This is a genomic window from Mesorhizobium sp. M0898 (genome assembly GCF_040319695.1).
Classification (GTDB): Bacteria; Pseudomonadota; Alphaproteobacteria; order Rhizobiales; family Rhizobiaceae; genus Mesorhizobium.
In genome coordinates this window covers 46971-70273 of sequence record NZ_JAMYOE010000026.1, presented here as the reverse complement: position 1 = coordinate 70273, position 23303 = coordinate 46971, and the positions used below count along the sequence as shown (strand labels likewise).

Below are 23303 nucleotides of genomic sequence, written 5' to 3'. Positions count from 1 at the left end.
CGCACGCTGGCCACGCGCAATCGGCGCTTCGGCAGCCAAATGTCTTGACCCGTCGCGCGCGGCGCAATAGCGCAGTCCTGGTCGTGAAATGGCAAGGAATCTGGGCATGCGTGTTTTGCTGATCGGCTCCGGCGGACGAGAGCATGCGCTTGCCTGGAAGATCGCGGCGTCGCCGCTGCTGACCAAACTCTACGCGGTGCCCGGCAATCCGGGCATCGGCCGCGAAGCCGAGCTGGTGAGGCTCGATATTGCGGATCACACGGCGGTTGCCCGGTTTTGCCTCGAGAATGAAATAGGCCTAGTCGTGGTCGGGCCGGAAGGGCCGCTGGTCGCCGGCATTGCCGACGACCTGCGCGCCGAGGGCATCCGTGTCTTCGGACCGTCAAAGGCAGCGGCACGGCTGGAAGGCTCGAAAGGTTTCACCAAGGACCTCTGCGCCAGATACGGCATCCCGACCGCCGCCTATGGCCGCTTCGACGATCTGGCTTCGGCCAGGACCTATGTCGAGAAGACGGGTGCGCCGATCGTCATCAAGGCCGACGGCCTCGCTGCCGGCAAGGGCGTCACCGTCGCCATGACGCTTGACGAGGCGCTGGCCGCGCTCGACGCCTGTTTTGACGGCTCCTTCGGCCAGGCCGGCGCGGAAGTGGTGGTCGAGGAGTTTCTCGTCGGCGAAGAAGCAAGTTTCTTCTGCCTGTGCGACGGCACCACCGCGCTGCCCTTCGGCACCGCGCAGGACCACAAGCGCCTCGGTGACGGCGACACCGGCCCGAACACCGGCGGCATGGGCGCCTATTCGCCGGCGCCGGTGATGACGCCGGAAATGATCGACCGAACCATGCGCGAGATCGTCGAGCCGACCATGCGCGGCATGGCTGAAACAGGCGCTCCGTTTTCCGGCGTGCTGTTTGCCGGGCTGATGATTACTGACAAGGGGCCGAAGCTGATCGAATACAACACCCGTTTCGGCGACCCGGAATGCCAGGTGCTGATGATGCGGCTGAAGGACGATCTGCTCGTCCTGCTCAACGCAGCCGCCGACGGCCAGCTGGCGCACACCTCGGTGCGCTGGCGCGACGAGGCGGCGCTCACCGTGGTGATGGCAGCCAGGGGTTATCCCGGCACGCCGGAAAGGGGCTCGGTCATCCGCGGCGTCGAGGCGGCGGCGGGTGAGGGCGTCGAGATATTTCATGCCGGCACCGCCATCAACGGCGGCGCACTCGTCGCCAATGGCGGTCGCGTGCTCAACATCACGGCGACCGGCCGCACCGTCGGCGAGGCGCAGAAGAAGGCTTACGCCGCGCTCGACCGGATCGACTGGCCGCAAGGCTTTTGCCGCCGCGACATTGGCTGGCTGGCGGTGGCGCGCGAGCAGGCGAACTGATGCTTCGGGCTGCCTTCGGCCTCAGCGCAAGCCGTGGTCGAATTCGGTCGAGACGCTGCTGACCGCATCGGCGGTGGAGACAAATCCTGGCACCGATGCCGCACGCTTTTCGTTTCGCGTCCAGGCGACATATTCGGCAATCCCGCGCAGAAGGCCCGGCGCCGCCTTCGCCGCAGGCATTTGAAAGCCGCTGCTGAACCTGGCCAGGCGCGCCCTGAATACCGCGACTATCTCCTCGAAGCTTGCTGGCGTCACGCTTGCGTAAGTGATGGTACCGCCGGCGAGCCCGGCTTCGCGTGAGAGCGGCACCGGTATCGAGGCGAGATAATCCGGCTGCACGTCAATCAGGCCGCCGAACGGCCACTGCGCGCGCAATTCCGTGGCGTTCATCGGCGCGACGCTGACGTCGATATCGTTGGGTGTGCCCACGACCCTGTAAGGGCAGCGGAACCGGCCGCAATTTGCTCGCGCCGAAAACTGCCAGAGCGCATAACCCTGCCAGTTGCCCATCGGAAAATGCACGCCGATGTCTGGCTTGTAGCGCGCATACCACAGCGGCAGCCGGGACAGGAGCGGGTATTTATACTTGTTGTCGGCGATATGCCGGGCTGTCGTGCCGTTGGTGTAGAGCACTGGAAAGCGGCCAACCCGACGATGCACATGGCGCACGAATTCCTCGGCATCATCGAGCGACATCCATTGGGTGGGATCATCGTCCTCGATGTCGAGGGCAAGCAGGTCATCCGGCCCGGGTTTCACGAAATTGATGAAATTATTGGCCTGTCCCACGGGGTTGCCGGGGCGGGCGAGATGATAGGCACCCCATTTCAGGCCCAGCGCCTTGGCCACCACCTTGCGCGTCTGGAACAGTTCCTGTGCCATCGCATGGCGTTTCCAGAGCGTCTTGCACAGCCGCGTCTCGGTCTCGTCGCCGAAACAGAAATAGGGTGGCGGCATTCCGTCGGATGCCTTGTTGATGAAGCCGACAAGACGCTTGTCGGCGGCTAGCCGGGTCCAGTCGATGGAATTGTATTCGTAGGCGTCGACGACCAGCGCCCGGTCGGCATCCTTCCAAGGTTCGGAGAAATCCGAGGCCTTTGCCGGCGTCAGTGCCAGGGTCATCGCGGCCGCGACAACGAGAAGCGCTGAGCGGACAAGGGGGCGCGCCGGCGTTTTCAAACAGCAGATCCTTGCTGGCCAAAGCCAAATCCTGAACCGCCCTGGTTAAGGAAATGCTTTCGATCGCGGCCCGCGCATGCCACGGCTCGGTCAGCTTCTCCGTCGATGGTCTTGATGGTTGTCACTGGCGAGAGGGGTTATGAAACGGGTCGAGCGCCGGCACTTGCAACAGCGTTCCCACGGCCTCGCGTTTGCGATGAGGGGTCAGCGAACATGGTGGTGAGCACAATATGCCGCGATCCGACCAATAGGCTGCACCGTTCTCGACCTTACCTTCATGATAGCAAAACCGCCCGTCCGCCAGAGCAGGCGCATTCGCTACAGCGATAGGTGTGAGGTCGTGCGAGCACGAGGCAATCCTATTTCGGTGTTCTGCTCTCTCTTGCCGAATTTAGCCTGCGTCGTGGCAATTGCAAAATCCGCGTGACAAAGTTTGACGTTTACGTAAAAAGAAGATGGACAGGGAACTCCGAAAGCAGATGATTTTGCATCGGCACAGGTCTTAAGTAGACCTGCCAGACTGGGGAGGGCCAGACTGGGGAGGGCCGGGCTGAGGAGGAGCGAGCGCCATGTATCGGGCACCGGTCGAGGAAATCGCCTTCACCCTGAAGCATGTCGCCGGCTTGAAGCCGGCGCTCGATGCCGGCACTTTTGCCGATCTCGGTGAGGACCTCGTCGACGCCATTCTGGCCGAGGCCGGCCGCTTCGCCAGCGAGGAGGTGGCGCCGCTCTACACGGTCGGCGACCAGCACGGCGCGGTGCTCAACGGCGCTGCCGTCACTACCCCGCCCGGCTGGAAGGAACTTTATCGCCGCTGGATCGGCGGCGGCTGGAATGCGCTGTCCGCGCCGGAAGCGTATGGCGGCCAGGCGCTGCCGGCCATGCTCGGCGTCGCCGCGCTCGAAATGTGGAACTCCGCCTCGATGGCGTTCGGCATCGCCCCGACGCTGACCATGGGCGCGGTCGAAGCACTCGACAAGCACGGCTCGCAGGCGCTCAGGGCCAGATACCTGGAAAAGCTGGTCTCCGGCGAATGGATGGGCACCATGAACCTGACCGAGCCACAGGCAGGCTCGGACCTGAATGCCTTGCGAACCCGCGCCGAGCCGGCCGGCGACGGCACCTACCGCATCTTCGGGCAAAAGATATTCATCACCTATGGCGAGCACGATTTCACCCACAATATCATCCATCTGGTGCTGGCGCGGCTGCCGGACGCGCCGGCCGGCACGCGCGGCCTGTCGTTGTTCCTGGTGCCGAAATTCCTGGTCGGCGACGATGGCGCGCTGGGCGCACGCAACGACGTCTTCTGCTCCGGGCTGGAGCACAAACTGGGCATCCACGCTTCGCCGACCTGCACGATGATTTATGGTGATGGCTTCGAAGGCACCGCGCCCGGCGCGATCGGCTGGCTGGTCGGCGGGGAGAACAAGGGCCTCGCCTGCATGTTCACCATGATGAACAATGCGCGCCTTGCCGTCGGCATTCAGGGCGTCGCGGTCGCCGAGGCGGCGACGCAGAAGGCGCTCGCCTATGCAAATGATCGCCGCCAAGGCAAGGCGGCAAGCTATGGCGGTGCCGGCATGGCGCCGATCGTGCATCACCCCGACATCCAGCGCACTCTTCTGACCATGAAGGCGCTGACCCAGATTGCCCGTGCCATCTGCTATTCCTGCGCCCACGCCATCGATCTTGCGTCGCAGAGCGAAGATGCAAAGCACTGGCAGGAGCGCGCCAATCTGTTGACGCCGCTGGCCAAGGCCTTTTCGACCGACGTCGGCGTCGAGGTCGCCTCGCTTGGGCTGCAGGTGCATGGCGGCATGGGGTTCATCGAGGAGACAGGGGCCGCAGCACTTTATCGCGACGCGCGCATCGCGCCCATTTACGAAGGCACCAATGGCATCCAGGCGATCGATCTGGTGACACGCAAGCTGCCGCTCGGCGGCGGCCGGCATGTGCATGGCTACATCGCCGAACTCAAGGCCGTCGCCGATGCGGTGCGAGCGTCGAACCTTGAAGGCTTCGGCCGCACCGCCGATCGCCTCGACCAGGCGCTCGACGAGCTCTCCCAGGCAACCCGTTTCCTGCAAGACCTGCAAGCCGAAGGCCGATCGGACGAGGCGCTGGCCGGCGCCACACCCTATCTCAGGCTGATCTCGCTTGCCGCGGGCGGGGCCTATCTGGCGCGCGGCGCGCTTGCCGACCAAAACCGCATCGCGCTTTGCCGGTTCTTCGCCGAGAACCTGCTTGGCGAACTGGCCGCGCTCAAAGAGCGCGTCGTCGGCGGCGCCGACAGCCTTGCCGTTGCCGGCAAGGCGCTGATTTCAGCCTGACGTTCGCACGCGCCGAAATTCACAAAGGCCCGAAATTCACAAAGGACCAATCCGTGACAGAGCACATCCTCGTCGAGCGCCAGGGCGCCATCCAGATCATCCGCATGAATCGTCCGGACAAGAAGAACGCCCTGACCCGCGCCATGTACGCGACGATGTCGGCGGCTCTTGCCGGCGGCGACGCCGATCCGGCGATCCGCGTCCATGTCTTTCTCGGCGTCCCCGGTGCCTTCTCGTCCGGCAACGACCTTGCCGATTTCATGGTCGTCGCCTCGGGCGGCGAAGGCGGTTCCGAGGTCTGGGATTTCCTGATGGCGCTGGCCAAGGTGGAAAAGCCGATGGTTTCCGGCGTCGACGGCATTGCCGTCGGTATCGGCACCACGCTCAACCTGCATTGCGACCTGACGTTCGCCACGCGGCGCACACTATTCCGAACGCCCTTCGTCGATCTCGGCCTTGTGCCGGAGGCAGGATCGAGCCTGCTCGCGCCGCAGATCCTCGGCCGCCAAGGCGCCTTCGCGCTGCTTGGCCTCGGCGAGGGCTTTTCGGCCGAGCGCGCGAAAGCCGCCGGGCTGATCTATGAGGTGGTCGAGGAGGAGGCACTCGAAGCATCGGTATTGGCGGCGGCGGGCCAGATCGCTGCCAAACCGCCGCAAGCGCTGAAGATCGCGCGCGACCTGATGCGCGGCTCGCGCGACGCCCTTGTCGAGCGCATCGGCCAGGAAAGCCAGCATTTCCGCGAGCGGCTCAAATCCGACGAGGCCCGCGCAGCCTTGACGGCCTTCATGACCAGGAAGAAGGCCTAGACCTTCTGGCCTTGTCTCGCATCGTGGACCCGCCGGCAGCAACCGGCGGGTTTTCTTGCCATGATCTCTTTGTCACATCGCCATTTTTTTACATTCGGCCTGGGCCTTTGCCGAAGACGTGTCGATCATGAACGTCTTGCCTTTGGCGTCGGTCATCAACATCATGCAATGCTTGATCGGTTTCGCCATTTTCATCATTTCGGCGCTCATCTTCGCGTCGGGCATCATGGTGCCCATATGCCCATCGGGCATGATCGCCATAACCTCCCCACCCTTCATCACCGTCATTGTCCCCATCGCGTCCTCCGCAAAGGCTTGCGAAGCGAAAAGGCAGGCAAGACCGGCCATCGTGACCAACCTGAGTGAATGCATTGCTTCCTCCTGAATTTGCGCCAGCGGCGCGTTGAGCCCTTTCCTGGTTCGTTCCGGCAAGCTGGAACGTTTCACGCACACGAGATCGTGATCGTGGGAATTGGAAATCCGCCAGAAGCGGCCCGGCCTTGGCCGCCTTCATGACCAGGAAGAAGGGCTGAAAAAATGGGCGCCGGCGCTCCACCGTCGTGCCCTACGGATAAAGCCTCACCTTGTCCCAGCCGCCCTCGGCATTGCGCGAAAACACCACACGGTCGTGCAGCCGGAACGGACGGTCGTGCCAGAACTCGATGGTCTGCGGCACGATGCGGAAACCTGACCAGTGTTTTGGCCGCGGGATGTCGCCGATCGCATGGCGCGCCGTGTATTCGGCGACCGCCTTTTCCAGCGCGAAGCGGCTCTCCAGCGGCCGCGACTGTTTGGAGGCCCAGGCGCCGATGCGGCTGCCGCGCGGACGCGTCGCGTAATAGGCGTCGGCTTCGGCGTCGGTGACGATCTCCACCGGGCCGCGCGCTCGCACCTGCCGGCGCAGCGATTTCCAGTGGAAGCACATCGCCGCTTTCATGCTGCCAAGAATCTCACGGCCCTTGGCGCTCTCGAAATTCGTGTAGAAGACAAAACCACCCTCATCGAACCCCTTGAGCAGCACCATTCGCACATTCGGCATGCCCTCGGCATCGACCGTCGCCAGTGCGACGCTGTTGGGGTCGTTGATCTCGCTCTTCGTAGCGTCGTCGAGCCACGCCGCAAAAAGCCGGAACGGCTCCGCCGCCTCGGTAAAGTCACCGCTTGTTAACCCGGTTTCGCTCATAGTTTTCCCAAATTTGTCGCCGGCTGGGGAGATTGCCGATTGTCGCGTATCGCGCAAGCTTTTGACAGTGGGCAATGGAGCGTTATCGCTTCGGCCAGCGCCAAAGCCATGATCGTGACAATCATCCTGCCGCTTGCCGCCTGTGGCGGGGGCGGCTTCAGCCTGGAGCAGGCGGAGGTGGACCGCTCGATACTGACCTCGAGCACGCCGGCCTCAGTCACGCCGCTCGATCAGGACCGCGCTTCCGACCAGGCTACGATCCGCAACGCCGTGTCCTCCGCCGACGTCGAGCAACTGGCCGGGCAGGCCATTCCCTGGGCGAATGCCGACACCGGCTCGCGCGGCTCCATCACCGAGCTCGCAGAATTCAGGGCTAACGGTGAGACATGCCGTCGCTTCACCGCGTCGCGCGAGAGCTTCGACGGCGTCGCGCTGTTCAAAGGCGAAGTATGCCTGGCCGGCGGCAGCGCCTGGCGAATGCAGGACTTCAAGGCGCTCTGATTTTCCGCCGGCTATATAGCGGTAAGCCACTGGAATTTCTTCCTATGCAAGCGCATATAGGAGGCGATCATGGAACCACTCCTTCTCCAGGGCAGTAAGCATGCGCGACCCCTATGAGGTGCTGGGCGTTGCCAAGAACGCATCGGCCAAGGACATAAAATCGGCGTACCGGAAGCTCGCCAAGAAGTATCATCCGGACCAGAATCCGGATCCCAAGGCAAAGGAGCGTTTTGCCGCCGCCAACCAGGCTTACGAGATCGTCGGCGACGAGAAGAACCGGGCGGCTTTCGATCGCGGTGAGATCGACGCCGAAGGCAAACCGCGGTTTCAGGGTTTCGAGAGTGCGGCCGGCGGCGCCGATCCTTTCGCCGGTTTCCGCCGGCAGCAAGGGCCGGGCGGCGCGCATTTCGAATTCCGCACGGGCCGTCCCGGCGGCGATCCGTTCGACGGCAACAGCGACATCTTCAGCCAGATCTTCGGCGATGCTTTCAGCCAGCAGCGCGGCGCCGGCACGGGCGGCCGCCGTCAGGCGCCGACGGCCGCAGATCTCAACGTGACGCTGGACGTCACCATCGAGGAAGCCGCCACCGCCGAGAAAGTGACGGCGATGTTCCCCGACGGCCGCAAGATGGCGGTCAAGTTGCCGGCCTATGTCGAGGACGGCCAGACCATCCGGTTGAAAGGCCAGGGTGAGCAAGGACCGGGGCAGCCGGGCGATGCGCTGGTCAAGATCCGTTTCCGCCGGCACCCGCGCTACCGCGTCGAGGGCCGCGACCTGCATGTCGACCTGCCGGTGGAACTGGCCGATGCGGTGCATGGCGCCAAGGTGGCAGTCGAAACCCCGACCGGCAGGATTGCGGTCAACGTCCCCCCTTGGTCGAGCTCGGACAAGGTTCTGCGGCTGAAGGGCAGGGGCCTGCCGGAAAAGGCCGGCGGTCACGGCGACCTCTACGCGCACGTGCGGCTGATGCTGCCGGAAGGCGGCGACGCCGAGCTAGAGGCGCTGATGCGCCGGCGAAAGCGCTGACGGTCGAAAAGGCTGGCGCTTGACGTCGTAAGCGGGCGTGAGTGGTTTCATGCCGCGTCGGTTATTGACAGGAAACGAGCAACCAGCGCCAGGAGCCGCCATTTGGCCGAAGTAGGTTCAACGTCAGCTAACGCCTCAAAGGCCGACATTTGCACGCGCCATAGTTCCGCTTCGCGAACACGGTCGAGGCCAGTCGACCGACTGGCGATGAGCCAGTTCGGCGGGGGTTAGCCGCACAAGCTTGTAGGGGTCGATCGATGCAGTCGCCAGGCCAGCAAGGTGGAGGGTCGCACCGCTGACCATCACCAGCGCATCGACGCCTGCGCCATTCTCCCTCTTGCCAGCCTGCTCGACGTGGCGGGCGAAATTTACCTCCGAGCCGACCAGAAAAGAGAAATCCCGCTGGCGATCGTTGACGAACATCACCTCGCCGGAGTGTAAGCCGATCCTGATGCGGCGCGACAGGGAGCCCATTGAACGCTTCCAAGCGTTGCCGAGCGAGATTTCCGGTACCAGTTCCGCGACGGCGGCCAGCGCCTTTAGCGCCGTTTCGCTGGGCGTCATTTCGCTCCCCAGCCAGAGAGCTAGCACGCCGTCGCCTGTAAAGTTTTGAACGATCCCCCCATTGGCCACCACGACCTGGCGGGTCAACGTGAAGTGCTCGATCATGAACCGCGTGGTTTCGATCAGGCCAAGTGCGCTCGCCAAGCCGGTCGAGTCCTCCACGTCGGTAAACATGATCGTGGCGATGGCGCGCTGGAATTTCGTTTCACCCATGCCGAATGACGGGAGCACGCGGTCAGTCTGTGGATTCGTATAGGCAGTGATCGGATGCATTGGAGTCCGGCCCCCGAGCGGTTTCAAATGTCGCTCGAATATGACTGGACGGCGTAGGCGGATCGTAAGCCCGCCGTGGCGGGCACGTCAGAATTACGTCAGAAATCCATTCGGGCCCGGCTTTGGCGGCTTGCAGCCGACCTTTTAGTCAAAATTCGGCGGGACCCTCAGCTCAGCAACTTACGGAGGTCAAGCAGCCCCGCTCCAAACTGCTGATCGAACGAAGGCACCCTTCTCTCGCAATTAGGGCTGTCCGGTAGAATCGGAACGTCAGCTTTTTTAAGCCAAGGCCATGAAACCTCCTTTGCGCCTGACTGGGTCATCTTCGCCTTAACCTCTATGCCGTTGAGCGGCCTACCGGTGGAGCGATGTTTCGACTGCAACAAAGCGGCTGCTCCCGCGACGATGGCCGAGGCTGCAGATGTTCCGCCAAATACTGTGTAGAGCCCGGCGCGGTCTCTGCTTTCGACGCCCGGTGGCTGGATTCCTTCCAGCTGTCCGCCGGAATAGCCGTGGTGGCCCGGGATGTCCGTGGTGAGCACGCCCTGCGGCGCGTATTCAACCTGGGGGAGCTTCTCGTAGATCTCGAAATTGTGGTCACGTGAACGCAGCGACTCACGGTCCAGTCGTATTTGGCAGCGTGTACACACCTCCTGGTCGTCGGACGGCGCGGAAATGGTGACGGAATTGTCGGTCGGATCGCCGCTGTAGTTGGAATATGCTGAACGTCTCGCCCGATAAGTGGCGGCCGCCACCGCAACCACGCCATTGCTTTCGCCGGCCTTGCTCGCCGGGTAAATCAGATGGTCGTAGCCATCGTTGCCGGCTGCGCAGATGATGGGGATTTCCTCGCTGATCGCCTCGAAAAGCGTCTCGAAATAATCCCAAATTGGCTTTGCCTGTTCGACCGAAGTATATCTGCTGTCGCCATATCCAGGATAGGAACGGTGCGCTCGCCATGGATCGGGTACTTCCCGGGGAAAGTGTATGACTGAAACCTTCTGGTCGCGGGCATAGAGGAACGCCAGAATGAGCTGCGCTGCGTCGGGCCGTGCTGAAATCTCGATCGGCAGGAGTTCAGCGCCTGGGGCGACCCCCCAATAAGGTATTGCGCCTTCACCGTTGCTAAATTGCCTCAACTTCGTGGGCGGGGCCGCAGGGGCGCCGACCATCAGCCCAGCGCAGGCGGTCCCGTGCGCTGAGTAGCGCATACGCGAGGTCTCAGCAGTCTCCTGAATTACGCCGCGCCCATCTTTCAGTGCTCGAAGCAGCGATTTCTGAACCTCGACTTCCTGCGCATTGTTCCTCGATTTGATCAGGCTTGCCGCCCACGCCCAGGTATCGTCGCCCACAAAGCTCTTGCTCTGCTTTTTTTCCGGCCCTCGCAAGACCAGCGGTTGCTGCTTGGGTGTGACGTAACTCAACCCGAAAGGGTGAGCGGCGAAGCTGACCGCAGAAAGGATACGAGGCTCGAGATTGGGATGGCTTGAGTTCACTCCCGTATCGATCTGGGCAATGACCTCGCCGTAACCGGGCTTGTCAGTACCCAACAAATCCCAGGCGTCGGCCTCCAGCAGGTATGCGGCCTCGTGCGGCAACCGCGCTTCAGGGATGCGCGGACGATCGCGTAAGGCGCCGATTGCGATCAGGTGCCACAGGTAGTGGTACCAGTCATAACAAAGATGGCCTTCGCCCTTCTTGATGTCGTCCATCATGGCACCCACCTACCATTCGCTCTGGGCGCGTCGGATCGTTTCATCCATCGCGTCCACCAAGTACGGAGAAATGCGCGCAGCCAGTTCCTCGCCGGCATCGGTGTCGCTGGCGTAGTGCAGCCCGGCCCATTCCCTGTTCTCGGCCACCCGGCGGGCGCGCTCATAAACCGCGGTTACGCCGGCGTGCTCAGGCAGCATCCGTTGCAGAACGTTCGCCACTGCAAATGACTGAAATGAATGGTTGGACGGGTAGGAAGCGTGCGAGGGAACCGGAAGCGCCGGCCACAGCCTCGGCTCAATGATGTTGGGCCGTGGCCGATTGAATCGATCTTTGTAGTTGAGCCCGATCTCCTCCGTGAGTTCGAGGATCGCAACGATCAATGCGCATGTCCCCTCGAAGCCCGCGAGAGTGTCTATTCCGAGCGGCGCCGTGTAGTCCAAAATCCCGAACGATGCCTGGCGGACGATCTCCTCGCGCCGCAGCGGGTCACCTTCCCTCCTCTTCTGCAGATCGATAAGCGCTTCTGTCTCCCTGAGGCTCTCTGAAGGTCCGGGCGGGGGATCGATAAGAATGTCCTCCCAGATCGCACCGAGATATTTGTTGGCGACGCTTAGTCCGATCCTGTGCAAGGCACGCTTGTCGTGCCACGCCGGCAAAGCCTCCTCGCCAGTTTCGAAAGCCGTTTGCCCCCTGCCGCGTCCCCGTCCTCGTCCGCGCCCTCTGCCCCTGCCTCGACCTCGACCTGCGCTCGGCCCCGCCAGGAAGGCTGGCGAAAGGCGCATGGCACCCTCCACAGGGTCATCAGAAATCGTTATCACGATCTGCTCTTCTTGAATCGACAGAACGCTGCTCTTGGTCATCATAGACGCGAAAGGATGCAGTTTTTCGCCGCCTCTATTTTTGATGTATTCCTCAAGAGATTTTTCAGGACTTGCGTCACCCAATATCAGCGGATATTGCCTTATGGCCGATCCACTTACTAAGAATCGGGCGCTAAACAACTTGTTATTAAGATCAATTGTCGACATCATGTCCACCCCTCAACTAAAGCTTCTAAATTTGATCCGCGCCAACTGGTGGTCGGAGCCTCGACGTAACGCCTGCGGTGCGCAGCGCTAGGGTGCGTACCTTGGCAGCGTTATCCGCGACAACCCGCTCTTGATAACCGAAACTCCGAGTACGCCTGCAATTGGATAATTCTCCTCCGAAAGCAGCTCGAGCGAGAAATCCGGCTCCCAGGCGCGCAAGCGTTCGATAGTTCGAACTGCCTCCACAGTCTGCCCCAAATGCCCGTGGCAGGCAGCCGAGTATCTCAAAGCGGGTAGGTATGTGGGTTGCTGCGCAAGGACACGCTCGCCGTGACGTATCCCCTCCTCGAAGCGCCCGTTCAGAGTTGCCAAGATGCAGCACGTGGTATCGATGCAGTAACGATACAGGGGAGGCCCGCCCAGTGCACGTGCGCGCATCGCATCCTCATAGCCACGCTTCACTTCGCCGAGATAGCCGAGCGTCAAGGCGCGCATGTCCCAGCAAATGGCTTGTAGCGGGTTAGCGGCTATCGCTCGATCGGCGAGTTCCAGTGCCTGTGCGTATTCACGAAAGACGAACGAATGGGCATGAGCGGCCAACGCCAGGGTGATAGGATTGAAGGGGGCCACTTCGACGGCGCGACTGGCGCATTCCCGAACCTGATCGTGAAAGGTGCCCGAGCGGCCGACCCGTCTCTCGCCAAAGCGGGTGACAAACACAAACAGCTGCCACGCCAGATACGTGCTACGCGGGTCGAGCTCATATGCTTCGGCGAGCATGCGCTCCGCCGAATCCAGGTCCGTATCGCGCATGCGGAATACCTGTCGCAGCGCTGTCAATGCAAGCCGAGACGCCCGGTGTCGGGGCTCGTCGCGGATGGACTTAGGATCGAGAACGAATTCGAGGATCGAAAACACGATCTGATTGACCAACGACATCAGCTTCAGGCTCGCCGGGCCAGTCAGGTCGGCCGGCTCGAGAAAATCCGTATGCGACCACAAGAGCCGGCTGTCACCGGGCGCAATTAATGCAAATGTCAGGCCCACTCTGTCGCCCACCACCGTTGCCCTGGTTTGCAACAGCCAGTCTGGTAGCGCTGTGTCAGGCGCTTGGGTCAGCGGTCCCTGCGCTTGAAAATCCACGACGTCGACCACTTCGAAATTCAGGATCGATCGAACCACCAGATCCAGGACAAGGTCGCTGACGGCCCTGTTAGCGGAGCCCTCCGTCCACCTGGCATCGCGAACCAGGCCCAAGCATAGCCGCGACGAATTCAGAAGTGAGGCGCTTCGCTGTCCGGACAACTGATCTGCCGCGGCAACAGGAGAGACGTTTGCTGGCACTGTGCGAGGCCGGGGCCATTGGCTTCTTTGCTCACGAAGCCAATCCTCGAACTCTGGATCGCGAATATCGAGGCCCTCAAGCAGATCACGCGTGGCAGAGCCTTCGGGTGGATCGTTCAAATCGATGCCGATCGAAGCGACGTCGAGTCGAACCACATCACGATCGGTCGAGATTAGATCAATGCCGGCGCGGCGGAGCGACTTCCGAACCTCGGACAGCTCCTGCCGCAAGCTCGCTGCACCCTGCTCCTCGCCGCGAGTGCTCCAGAGCTTGCTTTGCAGCCATTTTCGGCTCCGCGTACCGTTGGGTGCCAGGGCGAGCATGGCCAAGAGCGCTTTAGACCGTCTGCCATGCGGCGTGACGTCCGCGCCATCCGCGCTCTCAATCGCGAATGGCCCAATCAATCTAAGGAAAGGACGGCAATCCGAGTACACTAGCGGCCCCTCGCGTCCCCGCACCCTAATATAGCATCCACTAATATAAGTCTATCTGTAATTCTCGGCTTCCGTGAGGTCAAACCTACACGTGGCAAAGGATTCGAGACGGGATTTCTGCTGTGACGGAAGGACTCGGTAGCGACATCAAGCGGTCGTTCGATGTAAGCGGTCCCATTGTCGGCTCGGGGTCATGAGCGTGCTTCGGCCACGGGCCAACGAACTTTCCGCCAAAGGATCATCTTCCGCCGTGCCACACGGACACTAGGTGTCGGATTTTTCCACTGGCCCACGACTGCAAGGTCAAGGCGCTACAGCGTCCTTTGCGCCGCCCAAAGGACGCGCGGCTCTGTAGACCAGCGGCTTTGTCCCCCGAACTGTCCGCTTTGAACGCTTGAAGGGGCACTGTGGCTGTGCGATAGGCACTCCACAAAGTAGAGAACCTTGCGGAGAGCGCTGACATGGCGGGTGGACGGGGCCTTATGGCCGGCAAGCGCGGCCTTATCCTTGGCATCGCCAACAATCGCTCGATCGCTTACGGCATCGCCAAGGCCTGTGTCGACCATGGCGCCGAGATCGCGCTGACCTATCAGGGCGAGGCGTTCAAGAAACGCGTCGAGCCGCTCGCGGCGGAACTGGGCGCGCATGTCGCCGGCCATTGTGATGTGACCGACCCGGCCAGCCTCGATGCGGTGTTCGAAAATGTCAGCAAGCACTGGGGTGGCAAGCTCGATTTCCTCGTCCACGCCATCGCCTTTTCCGACAAGGACGAACTGACCGGCCGCTATGTCGAGACGACGCGCGACAATTTCCTGCGCACCATGGATATTTCGGTCTATTCCTTCACCACCATCGCCAAACGTGCCGAGGCGCTGATGGCCGACGGCGGCTCGCTGCTGACGCTGACCTATTACGGCGCGGAAAAGGTGATGCCGCACTACAACGTCATGGGTATCGCCAAGGCGGCACTCGAGGCCAGCGTGCGCTATCTGGCCGTCGATCTCGGCGCCAAGAAGATCCGCGTCAACGCGATCTCCGCCGGCCCGATCAAGACGCTTGCCGCATCCGGCATCGGCGATTTCCGCTACATCCTGAAGTGGAACGAATACAATTCGCCGTTGAAGCAGACGGTCACGCAGGAAGAGGTTGGCGATTCCGGCGTCTATTTCCTGTCCGACCTTTCGCGCGGCGTCACCGGCGAGATCCATCATGTCGATTCCGGCTATCATGTCGTCGGCATGAAGGCGGTCGACGCGCCGGATATTTCGACGGTCAAGGACTGACGCCACCGCCTGACCTCTTCCGGAAGACCTGATGTACCCGCTCGTCTATATCGTGCGCCACGGCCAGACGGCGTGGAACGCCGAGGCCCGGCTGCAGGGGCAGGCCGATACCGACCTCAACGAGCTCGGCCGCGAGCAGGCTAGCCGCAACGGGCGCAGGCTGGCCGAACTCATCGACAAGCCCGAAGATTTCGATTTTGTCGCCAGCCCGATGCGGCGCACGCGCGAGACGATGGAGCGCCTGCGCGCGGCGATGAAGCTCGATCCGCACGCCTATCGTACCGAGCCGCTGCTCGTGGAATTGAGCTTTGGCGACTGGCAGGGTTTCACCTTTGCCGAACTCGAGGCGAACAATCCCGGTTCGACCAGGCGCCGCCGCCTCGATAAATGGAATTTCCAGCCGCCCGGCGAGGGCGCCGAAAGCTACCAGATGCTGCTCGAACGGGTGAAGCCGTGGTTCGACGCGCTCGATCGCCAGACGGTCTGCGTGACCCATGGTGGCATCATGCGCGTAATGTTCCGCTTGGTACTGGGGATGTCCGAACAAGATGCGGTCAGCATGGAAGTGCCGCAGGATCGCGTGCTCAGACTGGACGGCCGGCGCCTGGAGTGGCTCTGAGACCGATGACCTAGCGTATGTTGAGATCAGGTCGGGCCGGCATCAGCTGAATATCGACGCGTCCTACTCGGTCGATCCGGTGTCCGGCAATTCCATGTCGGTGACGACGTTCTCGCCATTGGTCACGTCGTAGGCGAGGACGATGTCCATGCCTGGCTTCAGCGCATCGAGGTCGGTTTCGGCGTTCAGCTTGTAGGACTTGCCGTCGTCCAGCGTCAGCGTCAGCGCATCCTTGTCGACCTTCTTGATCAGGCCTTCGGTCTGGCCGGCGAAGGCGGCGGTGGAAATCAACAGCGTGGCGGCAACAGCGCCAATCAGGATACGCATCATCGTCCTCTTTAATCATTGCCGGTACAGCGGCTCGGTCCAACGGAACGGAACTGAGCAGAAACCAATCGAATGTGTCAAAACTAAATCCGCGGGATCACAGTTTGACCACTGTGGAAAACGCCAATAGAAGGCAGGCGACAGTGTCGCGCGTCCTCCTGGACGCGCAAGGGACGCTGTAGCACTTTTGATTTTGTGCATGATCCTTTCCGAAAATCGCTCCGATTTTCGGGGTCATGCGCTGAGCCGGCTCCGACGCCGGCAGGGCTGGTTCCATGTCGCACAACACGTTCGGCCATCTTTTCCGCGTCACCACCTGGGGCGAAAGCCACGGGCCGGCGCTGGGCTGCGTCGTCGACGGCTGTCCGCCAGGCATCCGCTTCACTCGCGACGAGATCCAGGCCGAACTCGACAAGCGCCGCCCGGGCCAGTCACGTTTTGTGACGCAACGTCGCGAACCGGATGAGGTGAAGGTCCTGTCCGGCTTCATCCTCGATGAGGACGGTGAGACGATGATCACCACCGGCACGCCGGTGTCGATGCTGATCGACAATGTCGACCAGCGCTCCAAGGATTATGGCGACATCGCCCGCCAGTTCCGGCCGGGCCATGCCGACTACACTTACGAGGTCAAATACGGCCTGCGCGATGACCGCGGCGGCGGCCGCTCCTCGGCGCGTGAGACGGCGGCGCGGGTGGCGGCCGGGGCGCTTGCCCGCAAGGTCGTGCCCGGCATGGTGGTGCGCGGCGCGCTGGTGTCGATGGGCGATAAATCGATCGATCGCGCCAATTGGAACTGGAATTTCATCGGCGACGCCGAAAACCCGTTCTTCACGCCTGATCCGGCGTCCGTCGCCGTCTTCACCAAATATCTGGACGGCATCCGCAAGGCGGGCTCCTCGGTCGGTGCGGTCATCGAGATCGTCGCCGACGGCGTTCCGGCGGGGCTTGGCGCGCCGATCTATGCCAAGCTCGACCAGGACATCGCCGCCGGCCTGATGTCGATCAACGCCGTCAAGGGCGTCGAGATCGGCAACGGTTTCGAGGCCGCCCGCATCACCGGCGAGGAGAATGCCGATGAGATGCGCATGGGCAATGACGGCAAGCCGGTCTTCCTGTCCAACAATGCCGGCGGCATCCTCGGCGGCATCTCGACCGGCCAGGCGATCGTCGCGCGTTTCGCCGTCAAGCCGACCTCGTCGATCCTGACGCCGCGAAAGTCGATCGACAAGGACGGTAACGACGTCGAGATCATGACCAAGGGCCGGCACGATCCATGCGTCGGCATCCGCGCCGTACCGATCGGCGAGGCGATGGTTGCCTGCGCCATTGCGGATCATTATCTGCGTCATCGGGGACAGACAGGTAAGGGAGTAGGGGAGTAGGGGAGTAGGGGAGTAGGGGAGTAGGTTACGCAGCTCCCACGACTGCATTTTTTCCTTTTCCCTACTCCCGTACTGCCCTACTCCCTTACTCCCCTGTTCCCGCGAGCGAAGCGAGCACTTATGCCTTACGACCAGAAGAAAATCGTCGAAGCCCTGCGCGCCTTCGAGCGCGGCGAGATCGTCGTCGTCATGGACGATGACGGGCGCGAGAACGAGGGCGACCTGATCGTAGCCGCCGTCCATTGCACGCCGGAAAAGATGGCGTTCATCGTCCGCAACACGTCAGGCATCGTCTGCACGCCGATGCCGCGCGAGGAAGCAAAGCGGCTCAACCTGTCGCCGATGGTGGCTGACAATGATTCCGCCCACACCACCGCCTTTACCGTCAGCGTCGACTTCAAGCACGGCACCACGACCGGCATTTCGGCGGACGACCGCACGCTGACGGTGCGCAATCTCGCCAATGGCAATGTCGGCGCGTCCGATTTCGTGCGCCCCGGCCACATCTTTCCGCTGATCGCGCGCGAAGGCGGCGTGCTGATGCGTTCGGGCCATACCGAAGCCGCTGTCGACCTCTGCAAGCTCGCCGGCCTGCCGCCGGTCGGCGTCATTTCCGAGCTGGTCAATGATGACGGCACCGTTATGCGTGGCCCGCAGGTGCAGGCCTTCGCCGAAAAGCACGGGTTGAAGCAGATCTCGGTTGCCGACCTTATCGGCTACCGGCAACGCAAGGAAACGCTGGTCGAGCGCGTCGCCTGTTCCGACATCGAGACGCCGGGCGGCAAGGCGCAGGTCTTCACCTACACGCTGCCCTGGGACTCCATGCATCACGTGGCGGTCGTCTTCGGCGATATCCGCGACGGCGTCGAGGTGCCGGTGCGCCTTCATTCCGAGGACGTGGTCAGCGACGTCTTCGGCACCAGCCACAGGCTGGACGCCATCATGAAGGCAATGGGCGAGCGCCAACGCGGCGTCATCGTCTATCTGCGCGAAGGCTCGGTCGGCGTCGCCCATCAGGAGCGCAAGCGGCCGGCTGCCGGCGACCGCGAGGACCATGAAGAGGCTCGTCGCCGCGAAAACGAATGGCGCGAGATCGGCCTCGGCGCGCAAATCCTCAAGGATCTCGGCATTTCCTCGATCAATCTGATCGCCTCGCGCGAGCGCCATTATGTCGGCCTCGAAGGTTTTGGCATCCACATCGCCAAGACCGAGATTCTTTAGGCCATTCTCACGGTGCTGGTATGCGTCCGGCCCCGGCTCGGGCCGGACGCACCGGAAACTATTCCGCAGCGACCGCGGCTGCGTCGCATGCAGCCATGTCGCAGTCCGGCGCGGCAAGGCTGCGCTGGCCGGCGAGCACGATGACCAGCGCGATTGTGCCCGATGCCACCGATACCCAGAACCCGTTCTGCGCGCCGAAAGCGTCCACCACCCAGCCGGCGGCGAACGAGCCGAGCGCCATGCCGATGCCGATGCCGGTCATCACCCAGGTCACGCCTTCGGTCAGCACCGCCTCGGGCACGCGCCGCTCGATCAGGCCGAATGCTGTGATGAAGGTCGGCGAGATTGCCACGCCGCTGACGAAGACGGCCAGTGCCAGCAGCGGCACGGTGTCGGCGACGAGCAGCGGCAGCGTGGTAAGCGCAATGATGGCGATTGCGATGGCAAGCTGAATCTGCAGCGGCACTTTCAGGTTCAGGGCGCCGATGATGATGCCGACGACGAACGATCCGAGCGCGTAGACGCCGATGACGAAGCTGGCGGCGCCCGGCTGGCCAAGCTCCTTGGTGATCGCCACGGTGCTCACCTCCGTGGTGGCGAAGGTCGCGCCGATGAAGATCAGGGCCAAGGTGATGATCTGGACCGGCCGCAGGCGGATTGCCGAGCCGCCCGAACCGTGTTCCACCGGTCGGGCTCGCGGTTCGGTCGAGCGCTGCAGGATGAAAGCCGTCGAACCGAAGGCGAGGAACAATGTGCTCGCGAGCACTCCTGCTTCCGGGAAAAGCGCGACGCTCAGTCCGACCGACAGCGATGCGCCGGCGATGTACACCAGTTCGTCCGCCGCCGACTCGAAGGCGAACGCCGTGTTCAACTCGGGGCGGTTGCGAAAAATCTCGGTCCAGCGTGCGCGCACCATTGCCGGTATGCTGGGCATGACGGCGGCGAGCAGCGCCGAGACGAATAGCGTCCATATGGGCCAATGCTGATTGGCCGCTGCAATCAGGATCGCAAAAGCGAGCGTGGAAATCATGGTGGTCGGCACCACAATCCGCGTCTGGCCCAGGCGGTCCACGAGTCGCGATACCTGCGGGGCGACGAAAGCGTTGGCCAGCGCATATGTCGCGGAGACGGCACCGGCCAGCCAGTATTCGCCATCGGTCTGCGACAGCATCGCGACGATCCCGATCGGAGCCATGGCCATCGGCAGCCGGGCAACGAAGCCGGCGGCGGCAAAGCCCTTGGCGCCCGGCGCGCGAAAGATCTGGGAATAGGGATTTTGCATGGTCTGGTTCCTCGACAATGGCCGGTTCGGCGATTACATACGTGGCGTATGAGTTTAAATAGATCATACGCGGCGTATGTCAATTGGCATACGAGACGTATGTTAATAGGGCCAGAGCATGCATAGACCACGCAAGGAGATGATTGCCGAAACCCGCGCCAAGCTGATCGGAGCGGCGCGCCAGGCCTTCGGCACGCTCGGCTATGCCGAAGCCTCGATGGACGATTTCACGGCATCGGCCGGGCTGACGCGCGGTGCGCTCTATCATCACTTCGGCGACAAGAAGGGCCTACTCCAGGCGGTTATCGCCGAGATCGACGCCGAAATGGCAGCCCGGCTGAAGGTCGTTTCGGCCAAGCCGGACAATCTCTGGCAGGGCTTTGTCGACGAATGCACCGCCTATATCGAGATGGCACTGGAGCCGGAGATCCAGCGTATCGTGCTTCGTGACGGGCCGGCGGTGCTCGGCGATCCATCGCAATGGCCAAGCCAGAGCACATGCATCCGCTCGATGACAGAGAGCCTGCAAAGACTGAGCGACGAGGGGACAATTCTCGCCGTCGATCCCGAAGCCGCGGCAAGGCTGGTCAGCGGCGCCTCGTTGCATGCGGCGCAGTGGATCGCAAATTCGAACCATCCCGAAGCGACGTCGAAGAAGGCAGTGAAGGCGTTCAAGGTTCTTCTGGAAGGGCTGCTCAATCGCACCGGCAAGCTGCCTCAGCCTGACCGACCGTCGGCGATGCAGCCCGAGGTTGACCGATCACCGGCCTGAGGGCATCTTTTCGCCGATCCCAAAGCGGCTCGCGGTGGGCTCAGCCGACGCCGGTTGCCTAAACCCTGTTGAACATCGCGTCACCAGCGCGCGAAAACATGGCCAAAGCGGCGAGGCGCGCCTATATCGGGGCATGGTCACGAGACTTTACACCCACCCGGTTTTTCTCGAGCACATAACCCCGCCCGGTCATCCGGAGCGACCGGACCGTCTGCGCGCCATAGAGCGTGTGCTTGACGACGAGGCCTTCGCGGCGCTCGATCGCGTCCAGGCGCCCGAAGGCGACGAGGCAACCATCCTCTACGCGCATCCGCCCGAATTCGTCGAACGTGTCCGCGCAGCGATTCCGGACACCGGCATCGCCCGTATCGACGCCGACACCACCGCCAGCCCGAAGAGCTGGCAGGCGGCCGTGACCGCGATCGGCGCAGCCAACGCCGCGGTCGACGACGTCTTCACCGGCCGTGCCGAAAACGTCTTCGTCGCCGCACGGCCGCCCGGCCATCATGCCGAAAAGACCACCTCCATGGGTTTTTGCCTGTTCAACACCGCCGCGATCGCGGCACGCTACGCGCAGAAGAACCATGGCGCCGACCGTGTCGCCGTCGTCGACTGGGATGTACATCACGGCAACGGCACGCAGGACATTTTCTGGGACGATCCATCGGTGCTCTATTGCTCGACACACCAGATGCCGCTTTACCCGGGAACCGGGGCTGTGAGCGAAACCGGCGCCGGCAACATCGTCAACGCGCCGCTGGCGCCGCAGAGCGGCAGCGATAGTTTTCGCGACGCCTTTCTGTCACGCATCCTGCCGGCGCTCGACAATTTTGCGCCCGATCTCATCATCATCTCCGCCGGTTTCGATGCCCACCACCGCGATCCGCTGGCCGAGATCAACCTGACTGAGGATGATTTCGACTGGGCGACCGGCCAGTTGCTCGAACGAGCCGGGCGCCATAGCCGCAACCGGCTCGTCAGCGTGCTCGAGGGCGGCTACGATCTGCAGGGATTGGCATTTTCAGTCGCCGCCCATGTCGGGCGGCTGATGAAGGGATAGATGATGGCTGGTGAGACCAACGAGGACGTCAAGGCGATGAGCTTCGAGCAGGCGCTCGAGGCGCTGGAGAGGATCGTCGACGATCTGGAGCGCGGCGACGTTCCGCTCGACCAGTCGATCCGCATCTACGAGCGCGGCGAGGCGCTGAAGGCGCATTGCGATCGGCTGCTGAAGGCGGCCGAGGACAAGGTCGAGAAAATCAGGCTGTCGCGTGACGGCAAGCCGGTGGGGACAGAGCCGTTGGACGCGGATTGAGGCGCGGCGTCGAACGACAATTTTGCTTACCGGCTTTGGACATCATCACGATTGAGGGTAAAACTCATCCCGTTTGAAACGGCTCCAGGACGAGAGGAGATTGCGAAGGATGTGCAGAAACATCAAGACCCTGTTCAATTTCGATCCGCCGGCAACCAATGACGAGGTCCGCGATGCCGCACTTCAGTTTGTCCGCAAGCTGAGCGGAACGACGCGGCCGTCGAAACAGAACCAGCATGCGTTCGACCATGCCGTCGAGGCCATTGCCGCCTCGGCGCGCGAATTGCTCGACAGCCTCGAGACGACGCAGCATCCGCGCAATCGCGAAGAGGTGACGGCCAAGGCGAAGGCCAAATCCGCACTTCGCTTCGCCTGAGGGGACCGCGTGAGCTTCTTTCCCGGAAACGATCCGCAGATAGGCGATGCCTTCGCCAGCGATCAGATCGAGCTGATGGTCATTCCGAATGCCAAGGATATTGGCGGATTTCAGGTTCGCCGCGCCTTGCCGACGGCCAGGCGCCGGCTGGTCGGACCTTTCATCTTCTTCGACCGCATGGGTCCAGCCGTTCTGCGAGCGGGCCAGGCGCTCGACGTGCGTCCGCACCCACATATCGGCCTGTCTACGGTGACTTACCTGTTCGACGGCAAGATCAGGCACCGCGATTCGCTCGGCACCGAGATGGTAATCCAGCCCGGCGATGTGAATTTGATGACCGCCGGCCGTGGCATCGTCCATTCGGAGCGCACGCCGGAAGAATTGCGCGGCGCGCCGATGTCGGTTTCCGGCCTGCAGACATGGCTGGCGCTGCCGGACGGCAAGGAGGAGGTCGCGCCGGTTTTCGAGAACACCGCAGCCCTGCGCCTGCCCGAAGTCGAGGCCGAGGGGGTCAGCGGCCGTGTGATCATCGGTGCGTTTTCCGGACTGCGCTCCCCGGTCGCCACCGCTTCGGACACACTTTATGCCGATCTCAGGCTGGCGCCGGGTGCCGGCGTGAAAATCCCGGCCGATGCCGAGGAGCGCGCCATCTATACGCTGGAAGGCGAGGTTTCGATATCCGGTGACCGCTTCCCGGCCGAGCGGCTGCTGGTCTTCCGGCCCGGCGACGAAATCGTTGTCTCATCGGAACGCGGCGCCCATTTCATGCTGTTTGGCGGCGCCTCGCTCGGTTCGAAACGCTATATCTGGTGGAATTTCGTATCGTCCTCAAAGGAACGCATCGAGCAGGCGAAAGAAGAATGGAAGACAGGCCGCTTCGATATCGTTCCTGGAGACGAGCAAGAGTTCATCCCGCTGCCCGAAAGCTGATGCGCGTTACCGCCACATTT

At 62.6% G+C, this 23303-nt stretch carries 23 protein-coding genes; 14 read left to right on the top strand and 9 right to left on the bottom strand.

Going from position 1 to position 23303, the window contains the following annotated elements; genetic code table 11:
* Positions 1 to 106: 106 nt before the first annotated feature.
* Positions 107 to 1384: a phosphoribosylamine--glycine ligase gene (gene purD / locus NKH90_RS23400; protein WP_352821183.1), complete on the top strand. Its 1278-nt coding sequence runs from the start codon at positions 107 to 109 to the stop codon at positions 1382 to 1384.
* Positions 1385 to 1405: 21 nt separating this feature from the next.
* Here purD and NKH90_RS23395 read toward each other — a convergent pair whose 3' ends face one another.
* Positions 1406 to 2563 carry a glycoside hydrolase family 25 protein gene (locus tag NKH90_RS23395; RefSeq protein ID WP_502898867.1) on the bottom strand — a complete coding sequence of 386 codons (1158 nt, stop codon included), beginning with the start codon at positions 2561 to 2563 and terminating at the stop codon, positions 1406 to 1408.
* Positions 2564 to 3132: 569 nt separating this feature from the next.
* On the opposite strand from NKH90_RS23395, the gene NKH90_RS23385 reads away from it, so the two are divergent.
* Both NKH90_RS23385 and NKH90_RS23380 read left to right on the top strand, forming a co-directional pair.
* Positions 3133 to 4896 carry an acyl-CoA dehydrogenase family protein gene (locus tag NKH90_RS23385; protein WP_352821181.1) on the top strand — a complete coding sequence of 588 codons (1764 nt, stop codon included), beginning with the start codon at positions 3133 to 3135 and terminating at the stop codon, positions 4894 to 4896.
* A gap of 53 nt (positions 4897 to 4949) precedes the next feature.
* The gene (locus NKH90_RS23380; protein ID WP_352821179.1) at positions 4950 to 5702 is read left to right on the top strand and encodes a crotonase/enoyl-CoA hydratase family protein; all 753 of its coding nucleotides are present in this window, start codon (positions 4950 to 4952) and stop codon (positions 5700 to 5702) included.
* 72 nt (positions 5703 to 5774) lie between these two features.
* Here the strand turns inward: NKH90_RS23380 and NKH90_RS23375 are convergent, their stop codons facing one another.
* A complete protein-coding gene (locus NKH90_RS23375) occupies positions 5775 to 6050 on the bottom strand; it encodes a hypothetical protein (RefSeq protein ID WP_023674100.1) in 276 nt (91 codons plus the stop codon).
* 217 nt (positions 6051 to 6267) lie between these two features.
* Positions 6268 to 6885 (bottom strand): pyridoxamine 5'-phosphate oxidase, encoded by a 618-nt coding sequence (gene pdxH / locus NKH90_RS23370; RefSeq protein WP_292663882.1) that lies wholly within the window; start codon positions 6883 to 6885, stop codon positions 6268 to 6270.
* A gap of 39 nt (positions 6886 to 6924) precedes the next feature.
* Here pdxH and NKH90_RS23365 point away from each other — a divergent pair, with 39 nt between their 5' ends.
* A complete protein-coding gene (locus tag NKH90_RS23365) occupies positions 6925 to 7386 on the top strand; it encodes an RT0821/Lpp0805 family surface protein (RefSeq protein ID WP_352470671.1) in 462 nt (153 codons plus the stop codon).
* A gap of 100 nt (positions 7387 to 7486) precedes the next feature.
* Entirely contained in the window at positions 7487 to 8413 is a 927-nt protein-coding gene (locus NKH90_RS23360) for a DnaJ C-terminal domain-containing protein (protein ID WP_352501969.1), read from the top strand.
* Between the two features lie 135 nt (positions 8414 to 8548).
* On the opposite strand, the gene NKH90_RS23355 is transcribed toward NKH90_RS23360, so the two are convergent.
* From NKH90_RS23355 to NKH90_RS23340, 4 genes are all read right to left on the bottom strand, one after another.
* Positions 8549 to 9250: an adenylate/guanylate cyclase domain-containing protein gene (locus NKH90_RS23355; protein ID WP_352501968.1), complete on the bottom strand. Its 702-nt coding sequence runs from the start codon at positions 9248 to 9250 to the stop codon at positions 8549 to 8551.
* Positions 9251 to 9417: 167 nt separating this feature from the next.
* Positions 9418 to 10965 (bottom strand): S8 family peptidase, encoded by a 1548-nt coding sequence (locus NKH90_RS23350; RefSeq protein ID WP_352821176.1) that lies wholly within the window; start codon positions 10963 to 10965, stop codon positions 9418 to 9420.
* A gap of 9 nt (positions 10966 to 10974) precedes the next feature.
* Complete coding sequence (locus NKH90_RS23345; protein WP_352821174.1) at positions 10975 to 11997, bottom strand: phosphatase PAP2 family protein; 1023 nt, start codon at positions 11995 to 11997, stop codon at positions 10975 to 10977.
* A gap of 84 nt (positions 11998 to 12081) precedes the next feature.
* On the bottom strand, positions 12082 to 13662 hold the full coding sequence (locus NKH90_RS23340; protein ID WP_352821172.1) for a hypothetical protein: 1581 nt from the start codon (positions 13660 to 13662) through the stop codon (positions 12082 to 12084).
* 572 nt (positions 13663 to 14234) lie between these two features.
* Between NKH90_RS23340 and fabI the strand changes: the two genes are divergently transcribed.
* Positions 14235 to 15056, top strand: coding sequence for an enoyl-ACP reductase FabI (gene fabI, locus NKH90_RS23335; protein ID WP_352821169.1), 822 nt, complete (start codon positions 14235 to 14237; stop codon positions 15054 to 15056).
* Positions 15057 to 15087: 31 nt separating this feature from the next.
* Positions 15088 to 15675, top strand: a complete 588-nt coding sequence (locus NKH90_RS23330) for a histidine phosphatase family protein (protein ID WP_352456876.1) — start codon at positions 15088 to 15090, stop codon at positions 15673 to 15675.
* 63 nt (positions 15676 to 15738) lie between these two features.
* On the opposite strand, the gene NKH90_RS23325 is transcribed toward NKH90_RS23330, so the two are convergent.
* Positions 15739 to 16002: a DUF1344 domain-containing protein gene (locus NKH90_RS23325; RefSeq protein WP_023716902.1), complete on the bottom strand. Its 264-nt coding sequence runs from the start codon at positions 16000 to 16002 to the stop codon at positions 15739 to 15741.
* A 275-nt stretch (positions 16003 to 16277) separates the two neighbouring features.
* Between NKH90_RS23325 and aroC the strand changes: the two genes are divergently transcribed.
* Together aroC and ribB are read left to right on the top strand one after the other, a co-directional pair.
* Positions 16278 to 17387 (top strand): chorismate synthase, encoded by a 1110-nt coding sequence (aroC, locus tag NKH90_RS23320; protein WP_352821166.1) that lies wholly within the window; start codon positions 16278 to 16280, stop codon positions 17385 to 17387.
* Between the two features lie 120 nt (positions 17388 to 17507).
* A complete protein-coding gene (gene ribB, locus NKH90_RS23315) occupies positions 17508 to 18608 on the top strand; it encodes a 3,4-dihydroxy-2-butanone-4-phosphate synthase (protein WP_352449900.1) in 1101 nt (366 codons plus the stop codon).
* A gap of 58 nt (positions 18609 to 18666) precedes the next feature.
* Here the strand turns inward: ribB and NKH90_RS23310 are convergent, their stop codons facing one another.
* Positions 18667 to 19890, bottom strand: coding sequence for an MFS transporter (locus tag NKH90_RS23310; protein WP_352821164.1), 1224 nt, complete (start codon positions 19888 to 19890; stop codon positions 18667 to 18669).
* 118 nt (positions 19891 to 20008) lie between these two features.
* On the opposite strand from NKH90_RS23310, the gene NKH90_RS23305 reads away from it, so the two are divergent.
* From NKH90_RS23305 to NKH90_RS23285, 5 genes are all read left to right on the top strand, one after another.
* Positions 20009 to 20662 carry a TetR/AcrR family transcriptional regulator gene (locus NKH90_RS23305; RefSeq protein WP_352821161.1) on the top strand — a complete coding sequence of 218 codons (654 nt, stop codon included), beginning with the start codon at positions 20009 to 20011 and terminating at the stop codon, positions 20660 to 20662.
* A gap of 133 nt (positions 20663 to 20795) precedes the next feature.
* Positions 20796 to 21722 (top strand): histone deacetylase family protein, encoded by a 927-nt coding sequence (locus NKH90_RS23300; protein ID WP_352821159.1) that lies wholly within the window; start codon positions 20796 to 20798, stop codon positions 21720 to 21722.
* Between the two features lie 3 nt (positions 21723 to 21725).
* The gene (locus tag NKH90_RS23295; protein WP_031211056.1) at positions 21726 to 21977 is read left to right on the top strand and encodes an exodeoxyribonuclease VII small subunit; all 252 of its coding nucleotides are present in this window, start codon (positions 21726 to 21728) and stop codon (positions 21975 to 21977) included.
* 109 nt (positions 21978 to 22086) lie between these two features.
* The gene (locus NKH90_RS23290; RefSeq protein ID WP_352768737.1) at positions 22087 to 22353 is read left to right on the top strand and encodes a DUF2277 domain-containing protein; all 267 of its coding nucleotides are present in this window, start codon (positions 22087 to 22089) and stop codon (positions 22351 to 22353) included.
* 9 nt (positions 22354 to 22362) lie between these two features.
* Positions 22363 to 23283 (top strand): pirin family protein, encoded by a 921-nt coding sequence (locus NKH90_RS23285; RefSeq protein WP_352821156.1) that lies wholly within the window; start codon positions 22363 to 22365, stop codon positions 23281 to 23283.
* Positions 23284 to 23303 lie beyond the last annotated feature (20 nt).

Bases quoted from the DNA above. Each gene is read 5' to 3' on its own strand.
- purD (WP_352821183.1), top strand. From the start codon at position 107: ATGCGTGTTTTGCTGATCGGCTCCGGCGGACGAGAGCATGCGCTTGCC.
- NKH90_RS23385 (WP_352821181.1), top strand. From the start codon at position 3,133: ATGTATCGGGCACCGGTCGAGGAAATCGCCTTCACCCTGAAGCATGTC.
- NKH90_RS23375 (WP_023674100.1), bottom strand. From the start codon at position 6,050: ATGGCCGGTCTTGCCTGCCTTTTCGCTTCGCAAGCCTTTGCGGAGGAC.
- pdxH (WP_292663882.1), bottom strand. From the start codon at position 6,885: ATGAGCGAAACCGGGTTAACAAGCGGTGACTTTACCGAGGCGGCGGAG.
- NKH90_RS23360 (WP_352501969.1), top strand. From the start codon at position 7,487: ATGCGCGACCCCTATGAGGTGCTGGGCGTTGCCAAGAACGCATCGGCC.
- NKH90_RS23355 (WP_352501968.1), bottom strand. From the start codon at position 9,250: ATGCATCCGATCACTGCCTATACGAATCCACAGACTGACCGCGTGCTC.
- NKH90_RS23350 (WP_352821176.1), bottom strand. From the start codon at position 10,965: ATGATGGACGACATCAAGAAGGGCGAAGGCCATCTTTGTTATGACTGG.
- NKH90_RS23345 (WP_352821174.1), bottom strand. From the start codon at position 11,997: ATGATGTCGACAATTGATCTTAATAACAAGTTGTTTAGCGCCCGATTC.
- NKH90_RS23340 (WP_352821172.1), bottom strand. From the start codon at position 13,662: ATGCTCGCCCTGGCACCCAACGGTACGCGGAGCCGAAAATGGCTGCAA.
- fabI (WP_352821169.1), top strand. From the start codon at position 14,235: ATGGCGGGTGGACGGGGCCTTATGGCCGGCAAGCGCGGCCTTATCCTT.
- NKH90_RS23330 (WP_352456876.1), top strand. From the start codon at position 15,088: ATGTACCCGCTCGTCTATATCGTGCGCCACGGCCAGACGGCGTGGAAC.
- NKH90_RS23325 (WP_023716902.1), bottom strand. From the start codon at position 16,002: ATGCGTATCCTGATTGGCGCTGTTGCCGCCACGCTGTTGATTTCCACC.
- aroC (WP_352821166.1), top strand. From the start codon at position 16,278: ATGTCGCACAACACGTTCGGCCATCTTTTCCGCGTCACCACCTGGGGC.
- ribB (WP_352449900.1), top strand. From the start codon at position 17,508: ATGCCTTACGACCAGAAGAAAATCGTCGAAGCCCTGCGCGCCTTCGAG.
- NKH90_RS23310 (WP_352821164.1), bottom strand. From the start codon at position 19,890: ATGCAAAATCCCTATTCCCAGATCTTTCGCGCGCCGGGCGCCAAGGGC.
- NKH90_RS23305 (WP_352821161.1), top strand. From the start codon at position 20,009: ATGCATAGACCACGCAAGGAGATGATTGCCGAAACCCGCGCCAAGCTG.
- NKH90_RS23300 (WP_352821159.1), top strand. From the start codon at position 20,796: ATGGTCACGAGACTTTACACCCACCCGGTTTTTCTCGAGCACATAACC.
- NKH90_RS23295 (WP_031211056.1), top strand. From the start codon at position 21,726: ATGGCTGGTGAGACCAACGAGGACGTCAAGGCGATGAGCTTCGAGCAG.
- NKH90_RS23290 (WP_352768737.1), top strand. From the start codon at position 22,087: ATGTGCAGAAACATCAAGACCCTGTTCAATTTCGATCCGCCGGCAACC.